Annotated in this window: 16 protein-coding genes; 1 reads left to right on the top strand and 15 read right to left on the bottom strand. The window is 38.0% G+C overall.

The features are described 5' to 3' along the window. Nucleotides 1–11 precede the first annotated feature (11 nt). The 10 genes from ruvA to EDD72_RS11405 all read right to left on the bottom strand — a co-directional run bounded on the left by ruvA (nt 12) and on the right by EDD72_RS11405 (nt 8,614). Nucleotides 12–629, bottom strand: coding sequence for a Holliday junction branch migration protein RuvA (gene ruvA, locus EDD72_RS11450; protein ID WP_132770458.1), 618 nt, complete (start codon nt 627–629; stop codon nt 12–14). Next, complete coding sequence (ruvC, locus tag EDD72_RS11445) at nt 626–1,129, bottom strand: crossover junction endodeoxyribonuclease RuvC (RefSeq protein WP_132770456.1); 504 nt, start codon at nt 1,127–1,129, stop codon at nt 626–628. Before ruvC ends, ruvA begins: the two co-directional genes overlap by 4 nt. Nucleotides 1,130–1,241: 112 nt before the next feature. Beyond that, nucleotides 1,242–1,781, bottom strand: a complete 540-nt coding sequence (locus EDD72_RS11440) for a BofC C-terminal domain-containing protein (protein WP_132770454.1) — start codon at nt 1,779–1,781, stop codon at nt 1,242–1,244. A 120-nt stretch (nt 1,782–1,901) separates the two neighbouring features. Continuing rightward, nucleotides 1,902–2,654: an NAD(+) synthase gene (nadE, locus tag EDD72_RS11435; RefSeq protein ID WP_132770452.1), complete on the bottom strand. Its 753-nt coding sequence runs from the start codon at nt 2,652–2,654 to the stop codon at nt 1,902–1,904. 79 nt (nt 2,655–2,733) lie between these two features. Then, the gene (locus EDD72_RS11430; protein WP_132770450.1) at nt 2,734–3,714 is read right to left on the bottom strand and encodes a phosphotransferase; all 981 of its coding nucleotides are present in this window, start codon (nt 3,712–3,714) and stop codon (nt 2,734–2,736) included. 125 nt (nt 3,715–3,839) lie between these two features. Further along, nucleotides 3,840–4,712, bottom strand: a complete 873-nt coding sequence (locus tag EDD72_RS12980) for a LysM peptidoglycan-binding domain-containing protein (protein ID WP_132770448.1) — start codon at nt 4,710–4,712, stop codon at nt 3,840–3,842. Nucleotides 4,713–4,830: 118 nt separating this feature from the next. Further along, nucleotides 4,831–5,775: a homoserine kinase gene (thrB, locus tag EDD72_RS11420; protein WP_132770446.1), complete on the bottom strand. Its 945-nt coding sequence runs from the start codon at nt 5,773–5,775 to the stop codon at nt 4,831–4,833. Continuing rightward, complete coding sequence (gene thrC / locus EDD72_RS11415; RefSeq protein ID WP_132770444.1) at nt 5,772–6,842, bottom strand: threonine synthase; 1,071 nt, start codon at nt 6,840–6,842, stop codon at nt 5,772–5,774. The genes thrB and thrC overlap by 4 nt, the downstream gene beginning before the upstream one ends. Further along, entirely contained in the window at nt 6,839–8,146 is a 1,308-nt protein-coding gene (locus tag EDD72_RS11410) for a homoserine dehydrogenase (protein ID WP_132770442.1), read from the bottom strand. Before EDD72_RS11410 ends, thrC begins: the two co-directional genes overlap by 4 nt. 18 nt (nt 8,147–8,164) lie before the next feature. Continuing rightward, a complete protein-coding gene (locus EDD72_RS11405; RefSeq protein ID WP_132770440.1) occupies nt 8,165–8,614 on the bottom strand; it encodes an ACT domain-containing protein in 450 nt (149 codons plus the stop codon). Nucleotides 8,615–8,828: 214 nt separating this feature from the next. Here EDD72_RS11405 and EDD72_RS11400 point away from each other — a divergent pair, with 214 nt between their 5' ends. After that, on the top strand, nt 8,829–10,067 hold the full coding sequence (locus tag EDD72_RS11400) for a dicarboxylate/amino acid:cation symporter (protein WP_132770438.1): 1,239 nt from the start codon (nt 8,829–8,831) through the stop codon (nt 10,065–10,067). Nucleotides 10,068–10,083: 16 nt separating this feature from the next. On the opposite strand, the gene obgE is transcribed toward EDD72_RS11400, so the two are convergent. The 5 genes from obgE to rplU form a co-directional block, all read right to left on the bottom strand. After that, nucleotides 10,084–11,367, bottom strand: coding sequence for a GTPase ObgE (gene obgE, locus EDD72_RS11395; protein ID WP_132770436.1), 1,284 nt, complete (start codon nt 11,365–11,367; stop codon nt 10,084–10,086). Continuing rightward, nucleotides 11,357–12,058, bottom strand: a complete 702-nt coding sequence (locus tag EDD72_RS11390) for a Spo0B domain-containing protein (RefSeq protein ID WP_132770434.1) — start codon at nt 12,056–12,058, stop codon at nt 11,357–11,359. Before EDD72_RS11390 ends, obgE begins: the two co-directional genes overlap by 11 nt. Before the next feature lie 176 nt (nt 12,059–12,234). After that, nucleotides 12,235–12,525, bottom strand: a complete 291-nt coding sequence (gene rpmA, locus EDD72_RS11385; RefSeq protein WP_132770432.1) for a 50S ribosomal protein L27 — start codon at nt 12,523–12,525, stop codon at nt 12,235–12,237. Nucleotides 12,526–12,553: 28 nt separating this feature from the next. Continuing rightward, entirely contained in the window at nt 12,554–12,889 is a 336-nt protein-coding gene (locus tag EDD72_RS11380) for a ribosomal-processing cysteine protease Prp (RefSeq protein ID WP_132770430.1), read from the bottom strand. Nucleotides 12,890–12,899: 10 nt separating this feature from the next. Next, the gene (gene rplU / locus EDD72_RS11375; protein WP_132770428.1) at nt 12,900–13,211 is read right to left on the bottom strand and encodes a 50S ribosomal protein L21; all 312 of its coding nucleotides are present in this window, start codon (nt 13,209–13,211) and stop codon (nt 12,900–12,902) included. Between the last annotated feature and the right edge of the window lie 243 nt (nt 13,212–13,454).

The following is a 13,454-nucleotide window of genomic DNA, read 5'->3' as shown; positions in this document are numbered from 1 at the left end:
GCCTCTTCCTCCTATTCTCTCATCAGATTTTGTAATGCCAGTTTAATTAAGCGATCAAGGGACTCACCCTTTTCAATCAAAGGTTGCAAGCTTTTTAAAACTTGATGAATCTCTTGCTCATGATAACCCAAGGATTTTAGCGCTTCTTTTAAATCGGAACCTTGTTCGGTAGGTATTACCTCTATTTCTTCCCTTTTCATTGTATCAAAAAGATTTCCGCTAGAACTTAATCCTTTTACTTTATCTTTTAAATCTAAAATGATCCGTTGTGCTGTTTTTTTGCCGACCCCTGGCAATTGGGTTAAAAATTTCTCATCTTCTGAGGCAATGGCCTGAATCACTTGATTCGGATTTCCTTGACCAATTATGGCTAATGCTCCTTTTGGTCCAATTCCCGATACCCCTAACAATAAACGGAAGAGGTAACGTTCTTCTTTATCTTGAAAGCCATAGAGTCCCATCCAATCTTCACGCATATGGTGATGGGTATAAATCATACAAAATTGATTGAGCATCGATTGATATTCTTCAGGCCGTGGGACAAAAACCTGATACCCTATTCCATTGACATTCACAATCACTGATTCTTCATCGAGATCAACAATAGTTCCTTGGACAAAATCGATCATATGGTTTTCCCCTTATTGAGTAAAGATATCATTTTGGCAGAATGGGCATGGCAAATAGCTATTGCTAACGCATCGGCCACATCATCAGGCTTAGGAATTTCCTTCAGATTCAAATACATTCTTACCATTTCTTGAATTTGCTTTTTTTCTGCTTTCCCATAACCCACAATCGCTTGTTTGATTTGTAAAGGCGTATATTCAAAAATGGGTAGCCCTGCTTCTACAGCAGCTAACATGAGAACTCCCCTAGCCTGTCCAACGGTAAATGCCGTCGTTACGTTTTTATTAAAATATAGTTTTTCAATGGAGACGGCTTCTGGTTGATAAGTCGCAATGATTTCTTTCGCTGCATCATAGACTTGCTTTAGCCGAATTCCTGTATCTAAACCAGCCTTGGTCTGGATGCTTCCATATTGAAGAGGACGAACTTGATTTCCCTCTTTTTTGATTACACCAAAACCAACAATCGCAATTCCCGGGTCAAAACCTAATATTATCACAAAATTCCCCCATCGAGATACGAACATATATTTTCATCATGCTGATTATACCAAAAAAACACCACAAAAAAAAGCCACGGAACCGTGACTTTTTATTAGTTTCAGCGATTTACTATTCCATTGAAAATTCACTAAAGGTTGATAATACACTATTATATTCTGCAATATTATGAACAGGAATGCCTTCTTGCAATTGGCGGATTGGTTCTTCAGGAAGTCCTGTTTCTAAACTCTCGATGTCAATTTGGAAGAACGTTTCAATCACTTGTTTTTCCTTTGGATCTTTATATAAAATCAGATGACCATCTGGACTTAATCCAAAATAAGCACCTTTACAATCAGGAGCCAAATCTTCTAAATTTCTTTTCAAAACAATTTCGTTGGTTTTATGATCAATTTTCTCAATCATCCAATTCGGATATTTTTGTGAAATATCCTTCAATGAGAGAATTTCATCTTTTTTTTCAATCAGATCTTTTCCACATGCATAGTGCGTAATCAATGTTAATTTCATCGGGACGGATGCATTAACTTCCCGTGTAGATTGTGAATTTTCTAACTCATTAAATGCATATAAGGATATGGTTAGGACAACCAGTAAAGGAAAAATAACAAAACGAATCCATTTCCTTAAAATAAAATGAAAATACATGAAAAAACCCCTTTTTATGGTTTTTTCCTATTCATACCCAAATCTTTACCTATTTATACATTTTAACCATTGCATAGAACAAAATTATTTCACAACTTTTGTTCTAGAGGTTAGAAGGAGTTAAATCCCTGGCATCAAAGTACGCTTATGTTCACTTATACGATGCAAATGTTCAATTTTCTCAATCACTTCTGGTTTCCCTTCTCCTGTTAATAAATAACGATCTAAATCCTCATATGTAAATCCCATTTCCTGTTCATCGGTTTGTCCCACCCACAAATCAGCTGATGGGGGCTTAGAAATAATCGACTCAGGAATACCTAATTCCTTCGCCACCATTCGAATTTGATGTTTGGTTAAACTAGCGACAGGATTAAAATCAGCTAAACCATCCCCACCTTTTGTCATATAGCCCACATAGATTTCGGAGTAGTTACAAGTATCGGCAACAAGATACCCCTTTTGTCCAGCTATAGCATATAGGCTAGTCATTCGTAGTCTAGCTTTGGTATTCCCCTTTTGTAAATCATTTAATGGTTCAATCTTCTCAATCTCAGGTAATATCGCATCAAAGGCGGGTCCAACGTCAATCTTCACAAGATTTAAATCAATCGCTTCTGCTAATGCATTTGCGTCTTTCTCATGCACAGGATTAGAATAAGCAGGCATCCAAATACCTAATACACGCTCTTTTCCTAATGCTTTAAGGCATAATGCAGCGGTTACAGAGCTATCAATTCCACCAGAAATACCGACAACGACCCCTTTTGCACAGGCATTTTCAACATAACTTCGGATAAAATTGACCCGTTCTGAAATATCTTCTTGAATTCTTTCCTTATATTGTCTTAATTTTTCTTGAAAAAGATCCAATGATAATACCCCCTTCCTTATCCCTTCATAAAAGATTTCATTTTTTAATATCTTATTAAATTTTTCCCCTCAATTCAACTTATGCTCTCAAGATCTTTTCCCGAAAAGAATAATAGCAATCAAATTTAAGACGAAAGCGTTGAATATAAGGGAGCACATGATCTTTTTTATATTTATTAGGCCGGTAATAAGCACCTAAGCTCTCTCGGAAAAATTCATTCGGATATAAAGAAAGTTGGCGTAAGATCATTCGCTCATCATCTGTTAGTTTTCGATAATAGGAATAATCTTCTTCTACTTTTAAAAAGATATCTAAATCCCAGTTCCAATCAACCATTACACGGTTGATCAATTGCCATAAATCCATCACCTGTGCTTCATAACCAGATAAATCAAAATCGATCATCCAAACTTTTTCACCTAATAAAAAATTATGATTGGCTACATCTCGATGAGCAACAAAACGATAATCGATCGCATCTTGATTGATTCGATTAATTTTATACTGGTCGATATACTGAAACGTTTCTTTACCAAAATCAATCATTTCTTGTCCAATGATTAAAATCTCATCATCTAAAGCATCTCGCTCTTTTTTGACCATCAGGTTTTGATATAATTGCTCAAATTCCTGAAGTCTTCGAAATAAGCGATAGGTTCGGAGTTCACGATATTTTGGTTTGACTTCTGTTCCAATCCATGCTGCATGATGATGAAAGTTTGCTAATACACGAACTACCTTCTCAAGATGATCGAGTTTTGAGTAACGAGCCGTTTCTCCTTCTAGATAAGGCATCACAACAAGAGGGTAACTTTTCACTCCAAACCAAGGGTATCCATGTTGACCTCTAAGTATTTGCGAAAACTGAGAAAACCCTTTTTTTCTCAACTCATTAAAAAGATAAGTCTGCCAATAAACCAAAGAGACGGCATTTGGAAATGCCTTTACAACATAAACACCTTTTTTGGCGTAAACCTTCCATAAATGACGAAACCGTTCAATCCGCTCAATCTCGATTCCGTATTCCCTTGCCAAAGATTCAGAAATACGCTCCTCCATCAAACCACTTCCTATTTTATTTATCAAAATCGTTGATGAATTTTGCAAATCCCACAAACAAAAAAAGAGCTATCCCTAAATATATATGCGAAGATAGCTCTTTCCTTTCATTTTTTGCTTTCCATTTAGAAAAATGGTTTTGGATGTTTTGGCATTGGCATCCGATAACTGCTAGAACTTCCCGTTGACGATGAACTAGCAAAACTTGAGCTACTGGGGCTACTGGAACCCAGTGAACTGCTAGACCCCATTGAACTACTTGATCCCATTGAGCTGCTTGATCCTATTGAACTGCTTGATCCTATTGAACTGCTTGATCCCATTAATCTGCTTGATTCTATTGAACTACTGGAATCCATTGAGCTTGAACTCTCAAAATCAGGATACATTCCCATAGGCATTTGTAAACATGGATCCATCATGTATGGCATTTGTTGAGGAATTTGTGGCATCATTGGCATAAATCGAGGACGTCTTATTGGCAATCGTGGCATTTGATATGGCATTTGTGGCATCATTGGCATTTGATATGGCATTTGCTGTGGCATTTGTGGCATTGGTATATTGTATGGCATCTGATGGTAATAATAGTGTTTGTGATGATGCTTTTTATTTTTTTTGGATTTATGATAGTGTGGCACTTGATAAGGTATTTGTGGCATTGGCATCATAGGAATTTGCGGAAGCTTTGGCTTTTTAAGTTTTGGTAACTTTGGTAATTTAGGCAATTGTGGCGTAGGCATTGATGGTACTGGTTGCTTCGGCATCTCAATTGGCCGTTGTGGCAGCGGCTGTTCTACAGGGGGTTTTGGCATTTCTTTCGGATACTTCGGTTCCATAGGCGTACCTCCTATTGGTATGATAATTTTCATTCCCACATCAATTAGATTGGGGTTTTTTATTTGAGGATTCGCTTCAATTAATGTTTGCAAATCCACATTATATTTCTGAGCAATCTTCCAAAGAGTGTCACCCTTTTTTACAATATGAATTTTCATCCTGACTAACCTCCTTGCTAAAAATACAATACATCATATGCGTCTATAGGTTTTTTGCTCATCTTTTGGGCGAAAAAAAACTCACCCTTGTCTAACAAAGGTGAGTTTTTTCACTCATTTACTGAATAGATATTCTTTCATTTTCCCATAAGATTTCCAATTTAGCACCTTCATTTTCAATCGAGCAAAATTTGAGTTGAAATTCAACTCCTTCTTCTCTTGCAATTTGCATCATGTATTCTTTAGCCACTCTTTTTTGATTGGGGTGGATAAAAAGAATAAGTGTTGGTCCCGCTCCACTTAACGCTGCACCCCATAAGCGATTTTGGTCAACTTCGCTAACAATTCGTTCTAATCCCTTTACAGCCGTTTGCCGATAGGGTTGATGTAGCCGATCTTTCATCGCAAAAGGGATCTTATCATACTGACCTGTTAACAAATACGTGATCAGCAAAGTAGAATGACCAATGTTAAAAGCTGCGTCTCTTAGTGGAATTGTCTCAGGAATGGTTTTTCGTGCAGTATTCGTCGATAAAGTATAATTTGGAATTGCAAGTAAAACCTGCAGTTGATCGGTCAGAGGAAAATGTTCCGCTTTTGCTGTTTTCCCATCCCACGCTGTGACTACTAGCCCACCAAATAACGAGGCCGCAACATTATCTGCATGCCCTTCTAATTCGGTCGCATATTGGAGAATCTCTTCTTTGCTCTTCCTACTACCCATCAGTTCATTTGCAGCTAATAACCCAGCCACAATCGCAGCTCCACTACTTCCTAAGCCCCTTGATAAGGGAATTTCACTTTCAATCTCTATGGCTACGGGCGGTAGCTCTTGATTCTCCTTTTGATAAAAATAACTCATCGTTTGATAAATCAGATTCGTCGAATCTAATGGCAAAGATGCAAGGTGATCTCCATAGACCTTGATTGAGTCTCGATCTGCTCGTTTGACACGAACAGATAAATATAATGGTAAGGCTAAACCTAAAGAATCAAATCCTGGCCCTAAATTGGCACTACTACCTGGAACTTTCACATGAATGGTTTTTTCCCGGCCAATCATAATACAGTCACCTGACTTGATTGAATGGCCTCTAAGACTGCCTGATAATCATTTTCTACCACGAGCGGAGTGGTTTGTACTGTTTTCACTGCAATGTTAGGGTCTTTAAGTCCATGACCAGTTAACACACTGACTACCGTTGCTCCAGCCTCAAAATATCCTTGTTGTTGCTTTTTGATGACGCCTGCTAAGGAAGCAGCAGAACCTGGTTCGACAAAGACTCCTTCTGTTTTTGCAATCCGTAAATAAGCGGCTAAAATCTCTTCATCAGTAACCGAGTCGATCAATCCTCCTGATTCTTCGACTGCATTCATCGCACCTTTCCAACTAGCTGGATTTCCAATTCGAATTGCAGTGGCTACGGTTTCTGGATTTGGGATTGGTTCCCCTTTTACCAATGCCGCAGCTCCTTCTGCTTCAAAGCCGATCATTTTGGGAAGCTGTTTACTTTTTCCTGCCTGATAATATTCTTTAAATCCTTTCCAATAGGCGGTGATATTCCCAGCATTGCCAACAGGAATCGCCAAATAATCAGGAGCATCTCCTAAATCATCGACAACTTCAAAAGCTGCTGTTTTTTGTCCTTCAATTCGATAAGGATTGACTGAATTCACAAGTGTATAATCTTCTTTTTCTGCAATTTTGCGAACAATCGCTAAGGCCTCATCAAAATTCCCTTTAATTGCAATCACTTTAGCACCATAGATCATTGCCTGTGCTAATTTTCCAAGAGCAATATTTCCCTCAGGAATAACGACAATACTTTCGATTCCTGCACTAGCTGCATATGCACTTGCCGCAGCAGAAGTATTGCCCGTTGAAGCACAGATCACTTTCTTGCTACCATTTTCTAATGCCTTTGCCACTGCCAAAACCATTCCCCGATCCTTAAATGACCCTGTTGGGTTCATCCCCTCAAATTTTAAAAATAGACGGATTCCCAGTTCTTTTGATAAACGCTTTGCTTCGATTAAAGGGGTACTCCCTTCATGCAAGGATAAAATTGGGGTTTTATCATTGATTGGTAAAAAGTCTTGATATTTTTTTAATAATGGTATTGCCCTCATTCTACTTCATCCCCCTCTACTGGATAGACACTATTAATCGCATCAACAACCTCTAGGCTTTCTAATTTGGGCAAAAGTCTTGAAAGTTGAGCTTTCGACGTTTCATGAGTAATGATAATTAATTGGGCTTTTTTCTCTTCATGAAGACGCAATTGAAGCACTTCTTCGATACTCACCATTTCTTCAGCAAAATTCTCAGTGATTCTAGCAAGAACTCCTACTCGATCAGACACTTTTAGCCGTATAAAATAGCGTGAAGTCATCAGTTCATCTGACATCATCAATTTTGGCCGATAAGGAGCAACTACACCTCTACCGTTTACTCCTAAATTCATTTGTTTTACAACCGTTACAAGGTCCGATACAACGGCTGTCGCTGTTGGTAATTGGCCTGCTCCAGAACCATAAAACATAGTTTCTCCCACAGCTTCTCCATAAACATAGATGGCATTAAATACCCCATTTACCTTTGCCAACGGATGGTTTTTATTAATCATGGTTGGTTGTACAGAAATTGCGAGTTGTTCGTCCTTCAATTGGGCAATACCAAGAAGTTTAATGACATATCCTAACTGCTTGCCAAGTTCAATATCTTCTTTGGTAACTTGAGTAATTCCCTTTACTTTTACATCCTGAATATTCACATCCATATGAAAGGAAAGGTTGCTTAATATCGCCATCTTTCTAGCTGCATCAAATCCCTCTACATCTGAAGTGGGATCAGATTCAGCATAGCCTAACTCCTGCGCCTGTCTTAATGCTTCTTCAAAAGATAAACCTTCCTCGCTCATTTTGGAAAGAATATAATTAGTGGTTCCATTTACGATCCCTACAAGTTTGGTGATGCGATCTGAAGCAAACCCTTCAACTAAAGCACGGATAATCGGGATCCCCCCTGCAACGCTTGCTTCATAATATAAGTCGCATTGGTACTTACTTGCCTGCTGTAGTAATTCCGCACCGTGCAAAGCCATTAAATCTTTATTTGCTGTTACCACATGTTTTCTTTGTTCCAACGCTGCCATTAAATATTCATAGGTAGGATAAACATTTCCCATCACTTCGATAATGACGTCAATATCTTTGTTATGAATGATTTCCCATGGATCGGTAGTTAATAGATTTGAATCAACTTTATAATTACGATCTTTATCTGGATCTTGAATCAAAATTTTTTCAATTTTGATTTCATTTCCTGTTTGTTTGACCAGATCTTCTTGATGTCCTTCGATTAACTTTACAACCCCAGTACCCACTGTTCCTAAACCAAACAAACCAATATTTACAACTTTTTTCTCTTGCATTTTCTCTCCTCCCTTTTTCTATCCACGCCCAATTAATTGAACTTTTTTCACTCCTTCAATCTCCTTTAATCCATCAATTAAGTCACTAATCCCAATCTTCATCGATACGGTATCAATAGAGACGACAATATTGGCAATATCTTGCAGTGGAATCGTCTGGTTGATCGTTAAAACGTTGCCGCCAACTTTTGCAATGTACGAGAGCATATTGGATAAAATCCCTGATCGATGTTCCAAATCCAGTGAAATCGTGACAATTTTTTCTTTCATCATCGCATTAAAAGGAAAAATGCCATCTTTATATTTGTAATAAGCACTTCGGCTTATCCCAACACGTTTAACCGCTTCATTTACCGTCTCAACTTCTTGGTTTTGCAGCATTTTTTTTACCTCAATCGTTTTTAAAATGGCGTCAGGTAATATATCTGCTCGTACTAAATAAAAGAGTTCTTCCTTCTTGCGATTCATTTCGTCCTCCTGTAAAATACAAATGTATCTTTATAACGGACATTATAAAGGGTGACTGAAAATTTTACAATAGTTTTGTATTATTTTATTGGTTGACAATTTATAAAAAAAATTTAATATTGATTCTTTCTAGGAAAATTATATAAAATATAATTAATTTTTAATCTTTGTTCAAAGCATTACCGCTTTAATTCGCTAATGAAGGAGGAAAAGAATGAAGAAAAAAATTGGTTTGTTGCCTCGTCTGTTAATTGGACTTTTATCTGGTATTTTAATCGGGTATCTTTCAAAAGAGCTTTTCCATTTGGACTTTTTTGTCCGACTTTTAGCCACATTTAACGGCATTTTTGGTAACTTTTTATCCTATGTCATCCCATTTATCATTATTGGTTTTGTTGCTCCTGGAATTGCTGAATTGGGGAAAGGTGCAGGTAGACTTTTAGGAATTACCACTTTATTAGCGTATCTTTCTACCATTATCGCAGGTACATTTGCCTATACTGTTGGAAACGGAATCCTGCCAAGACTCATTAATGCGGCATCAGGAAATGCGAATAACCCGGAAGAAGCATTAGTAAAAGGGTTTTTCCAAGTGGATATCCCACCAATTATGGGAGTAATGACAGCTTTAATTACCGCATTTCTCTTGGGATTGGGTATGGCAGCGATTAAGAATAAAACTCTCTATGCTGCAGTTAAAGATTTTCAAGAAATTGTAGAATTAGTGATCCAAAAAGTGATTATTCCGTTATTGCCTTTTCATATCGCAGGAATTTTCGCGAATATGACCTATGCTGGCGAAGTTGTTCGCATCATGCAGGTGTTTGGTTCCATATTCGTGATTGTCATTTTAAGTCATATTGTCATTCTTCTTTTCCAATATACTGTTGCAGGAGCTGTATCAGGAAAGAATCCATTCCAGGCGCTTAAAAACATGATACCTGCTTATTTGACGGCTATTGGAACTCAATCTTCTGCGGCAACGATACCTGTTACCTTGCGCAGTGCGAAAAAGAATGGTATCTCTGACGAAGTGGCTGACTTTGTCATTCCTTTGTGTGCAACCATTCATTTATCTGGAAGCACGATCACTTTGACCATGGCTTCGATGGCCGTCATGTTTATGGCAGGTCATGTTCCTAATTTTGGACTGATGTTCCCCTTTATCTTAATGTTAGGGGTAACAATGGTCGCAGCACCAGGAGTTCCTGGAGGAGCGGTTATGGCGGCACTTGGACTTTTACAATCCATGTTAGGATTTAATGAAGCTCAACTCTCCCTCATGATTGCTCTATATCTCACTCAAGATAGCTTTGGGACTGCAGTGAATGTTACCGGTGATGGAGCAATTGCTTTAATTGTTGACAAATTAGCCAAACGTTCCACCAAAAAAGTGACCACAGCACAGGAAAAAATCGCTGGTGGGGAAGAAAAGGGTTGCCCAAGTATTTGAGCAACCCTTTTATCTTTCACTCCACAAATTCAAATTCATAATCGGCGATTCGAACACTGTCTCCATCTTTTGCCCCTAAGTTTCGAAGGGCTTCATCCACACCCATTTTTCGCAATATGCGAGCAAATCGTTGGACTGAATCATATTGGTTAAAATCTGTCATCTTGAATAGCTTTTCAATCTTTTCTCCTTTAACAACAAAGAACTCGTTTTCTTTATGTACTGTAAATTCTTGTTCTTCTTTTGCCTCGCTCTTATAAATCTTTCTTTCCTCATGTTCTACTTCTTCAATGTATGGTTCAGTCGGTAACGTATCTAATAAATCAGCTGTCGCAAACAGTAATTCCTTGATTCCTTCACCAGTAATCGCGGAAATCGGATAGATCGGATACTTATCTCCTATTTTTTCACGAAAGGCTTTTAAATTCTCCTTTGCTTCAGGTAGGTCCATCTTGTTGGCAACGATCAATTGTGGTCTTTCGAGTAAACGTAGGTTATATTGTTCTAATTCATGATTAATCTTAACCCAATCCTCATAGGGGTCACGACCTTCAGATCCGGCCATATCAACCACATGTAAAATGATCCTTGTCCGTTCAATGTGACGTAAAAATTGATGACCTAATCCAGCGCCTAAATGTGCTCCCTCAATCAATCCTGGCAAATCTGCAAGAACAAAACTACGACCATCTCCTACCTCAACAACGCCCAAATTGGGTGATAATGTGGTGAAGTGATAGGCTGCTATTTTGGGTTTTGCTTTGGAAACTACGGATAAGAGAGTCGACTTTCCAACACTAGGAAAACCAGCAAGCCCTACATCGGCCATCACTTTTAGTTCTAATACCAGGTACCGTTCTTCTCCTGGCTCCCCTTTTTCCGCAATATCAGGAGCAGGATTCGCAGCGGTTGCAAACCGCATATTCCCGCGGCCACCTCTTCCCCCCTTTGCGACAACGACTTGTTGTCCATGATGAGTTAAATCAGCCAAAACTTCCCCAGTATCATCATCGATCACGACTGTTCCAGGTGGAACCTTAACGATCATATCTTCAGCATTTGCCCCATGTTGCCCCTTATTTCGACCATTTTCCCCTCGCGAGGCTTTAAAATGCTTTTGATAGCGAAAATCAAGAAGGGTTCGAAGTCCTTCATCAACTTCTAGAATCACATCTCCCCCTTTTCCGCCATCACCACCTGCTGGGCCACCAAGAGGAACATATTTTTCTCGACGAAACGCCTTTTGACCGTTTCCACCATCCCCACCTTTTACATAAACTTTTACTTTATCAACAAACATTCGCTACACCTCTTGCTTGTATTGGAAAATGAAACTCCATCATAAATTCTTGTTCATTATATAGGTCAATGAAGAATTGCCCACCTTGTTGTTTCACTTGTTCACCGATCTGTGTAATGCTTTCATGGTAAGATGTAAGATTACCCTCTAATTCTATATTCACCACAATTTGCTTCTCTAAACGATTCATCGATAGAATTGAGGAATAAATATAATGTTGATCAATACTCTGTTGTTGAAGAAGAGAAAAAATAGATTGTAATGTTTGCAAAATCCATGTTCCTTCTTCACGAAAATCAATTTCTGGTAAATCATTCGCTAACTCTAACTGAATCTGAATGTTAGGATACTCAATAGGAATCATATAGAGAAAAACCGCAAGATCTTTATGTTTCAATTTAGAAATTAATGTATGTTGTCTTGCCTCTTCATGAACTTGCATAATATAGCTAGAAATTTTGTCCAACTTCTTTAAAGAGACATACCCGAGAATCACTTGTAAATGGTTGAGCCAATCATGTCGATAATTGCGAAGAAGTGAAATTAACTTATCATTGCATTCTTGTGGATCATTTTCTTTGTGAAGAAGATTCATTTCTCTCAATTGACGAGATAATCGTTTATACTTTCTCCATACGAACAGAAGTAGTCCTGTTGCAATAAGGAAAAGTATGAGTAAAATGACTATCATTTCATCAGCCTCGTATTTCTATCTATTTCATGGGTTCATACATTTAATTCTTATTTAGTATATCCTATTTTCCTCATACATCCTATACTTAATTTAATATATAATACATATCATTATTTTTATATCCATGAAAAAATCCCAGCCGATCGACTGGGATTATGCAATCACTTCTATTCTTACGCTTCAACAGCTACAGGATAAACACTTACTTTTTTACGGTCACGACCAAGACGTTCAAATTTTACTACACCATCTACTTTTGCAAATAGTGTGTCGTCTCCACCAATACCTACGTTAACGCCTGGATAAATTTTGGTACCACGTTGACGAACAAGAATGCTACCAGCACTCACAGTTTGTCCATCTGCACGTTTCACTCCAAGACGTTTTGCAATACTATCACGACCGTTTTTAGTGCTACCTACTCCCTTTTTGGAAGCAAAGTATTGTAAATTCATCTTTAGCATTGAAATGCACCTCCCGAATTGAGATGTATTATACATTCACTTGAATGAACTCGTGATACTCTTCTTCAATCATCTTCAATGACTCAACCAACGCTTTCATCAATAACTGTAACTGTTCGTCAAGGATCGGGTCATCTACTTTAGGAATATTCCATGCTAGAACTCCACCATCTTTCTCATCAGAGATCGGTTTCAGATCGATTCCTAATAAGCGTTCTGTGGAATTCAAAGTACCGATCGCTAATGCAGATACCGCTGCACAAACAATATCTTCTCCAGGTTGGCCGAATCCAGCATGACCCATTATCATGATATGAAGAATTCGATTCTCTTCTTTCGATTGTGAAACATTAACGTGAATCATATCTCACACATTATGCATTGATTTTTTCAATAACAACTTTGGTAAATGGTTGACGATGACCTTGCTTACGGCGGTAATTTTTCTTTGCTTTATATTTGAAAACGATAATTTTCTTACCTTTGCCATGCTTTTCAACCTTACCTGTTACAGTTGCGTTGGCAACAGTTGGCGTACCAACGATAATACCGTCTTCTTTGGATACCATTAATACTTCATCAAATTGAACAGTATCCCCTTCATTTGCGGACAACTTTTCAATGTAAATGGTATCTCCTTCTTGAACTTTGTATTGTTTACCACCTGTTTTAATAATGGCGTACATCAATGCCGCACCTCCCTCTGATTTAGAGACTCGCCGAAATCAGGTGCTCCTTCGCTTAAACCCATTTCGCGCGGTGAAAATGTGTTACAACACACCACTTGAACTATATTATCATAAACAACAATACGAGTCAACAAATACAAAATTCATGTTTGTGTCAAGTTTTTGTGGGAGAAATTTTTTACAAATATATACAAATATATTATGTAAGCGTAATCGGTATTTGAGAGTTCCCCTAGGTAG

It is taken from the genome of Tepidibacillus fermentans, assembly GCF_004342885.1.
GTDB classification, from domain to species: Bacteria; Bacillota; Bacilli; order Tepidibacillales; family Tepidibacillaceae; genus Tepidibacillus; species Tepidibacillus fermentans.
This window is presented reverse-complemented; position numbering and strand designations above follow the sequence as displayed.